The sequence below is a fragment of the Deltaproteobacteria bacterium GWC2_65_14 genome, assembly GCA_001797615.1.
In the GTDB taxonomy this organism is placed as follows: Bacteria; Desulfobacterota; Deferrimicrobia; order Deferrimicrobiales; family Deferrimicrobiaceae; genus GWC2-65-14.
Genome location: MGPV01000028.1, coordinates 3,642 through 5,357, shown reverse-complemented (window position 1 = coordinate 5,357; position 1,716 = coordinate 3,642). Strand labels below are relative to the sequence as shown.

Here is a 1,716-nt window from a genome sequence, read left to right as displayed (position 1 = left end):
GGTGCTCCCGCATCGCTTCCGCCACGGCCTGCGCAGACTTGTTCTGTCTCTCCACCCGGATCGGCAGCGTCCGCAGGCTCCTCGCCAGGAGGGCGGCAATCTCGGGAGCCATCATCTGTCCCAGGTTCTTCCGCCAGGGGGCGATCGGTTCGATCCGCTCCTTCGGCCCCATGAGAGCCCCTCCCGTCAGATCGCTGTGCCCTCCCAGATACTTGGTGGCGCTGTGAACGGCGATATCCGCGCCGAGGTCCAGCACCTGCTGGTTGATCGGCGAAGCGAAGGTGTTGTCGACGGCCACAAGAGCACCGTACGAGTGGGAAAGTGCGCAGATCTCCCGGATGTCGAAGATCTCCATCGTCGGGTTCGTGGGGGTTTCGAAGAAGACCAGCCCCGGCCTCTCCCGTTTCAGAACCTCCTCCAGCCTCCCTGTCTCCTCACCCTGGAGCAGGAATGTCGGGATCCCCACGAGGGGCAGCTGATCGGTGAGCAGCTGCAGGGTGCCGCCGTAGGCGTTCCCCAGGCAGACGATCCCCTTCCGGCCGTGGGCGAAAAAGAGCGCAGCCTCCGCCGCCATACCTGAGGAGAACACGAGCGCCGACTCCGCATTCTCCAGGCTCGCAAGCTTGACCTCCACGCTCCGGATCGTCGGGTTCAGTCCGTACCGGGTGTAGAGGTTCCCCGGCCTCCTCCCTTCCACCACGTCGAGGAGATCGGCCGTGGACGTGAATCCGAACGTGGTGGTGTTGTAGATCGGCGTATGGGGGGATCCCTCGGCGTCTCTCACCTCCCCCGCATGCACGCACCGTGTGGAAAGATCGTGATGGCTCTTCATGTGACCTCCTCCGGAAACTTCCGAATATGTTCCGGTTTCCGATTCTCTCGTCAGGCGATCCGGATCTCCTTCAAGAGGCGGAGGACATCCTCCAACTCCTCCCATGTCGTGGTTCGTCCCAGGCTGAACCGTACCGCGCCCATCCCTTCCCCCGGGGGAACCCCCATCGCGGCGAGAACGGGGGAGAGGGTGACCGACCCTGCGTGGCAGGCGGACCCGGTGGAGGCAGCGACTCCCGGCAGGGCCGCCAGGACCTCCGCTCCGATGTGTCCGACGAAGTTCACGTTGAGCGTGTTTGGCAGCCGTTCCTCGGGATGTCCGTTCAGCGTCACCCCGTCGCCGAAGATCTCCCGGAGTCCCTCCCAAAACCGGTCACGGAGCCTCTTGACCTGCGGCAGACCGACCCACTGGCGGGCCGCCGCGCAGGCGGCTCCCAGCGCCACGGCGAGGAGGACGTTTTCGGTGCCCGCCCGTCGGCCTCCCTCGTGGCCAGCCCCGTGGACGAACGGCTCGATCTTCGTCCCCTCCCGGATATAGAGCGCCCCGATCCCTTTCGGAGCGTTCACCTTGTGGCCGGCGACCGACAGCAGGTCCACCCCCAGTTCCTCCACGTCGGCCCCGATCTTCCCCACCGTTTGCGCCGCGTCGGTGTGGAACGGGATCCCCGCCTCCCGCGCAATCTTTGCGATCCCGGGAACCGGCTCGATCGTCCCCACCTCGTTGTTCGCATGCATCACCGTGATGAGGATCGTACGCGGGGTGATCGCCTTCCGGACGTCGTCGGGGTCGACCATGCCGTATCGGTCAACCGGCAGGACCGTCACCTTCGCACCGAGCGACCGTTCGAGGAACCGGCACGGCTCGATCGTCGCCGGGTGCTCGAC

General features: G+C 65.8%; 2 pseudogenes (both running past the window's edge). Both read right to left on the bottom strand.

The features are described 5' to 3' along the window. A pseudogene (locus tag A2X88_07430) lies at positions 1-832 on the bottom strand (cystathionine gamma-synthase); it reaches 356 nt to the left of the window's first position. 50 nt (positions 833-882) lie between these two features. Then, a pseudogene (locus A2X88_07425) lies at positions 883-1,716 on the bottom strand (cysteine desulfurase NifS) (it continues 228 nt past the right edge of the window).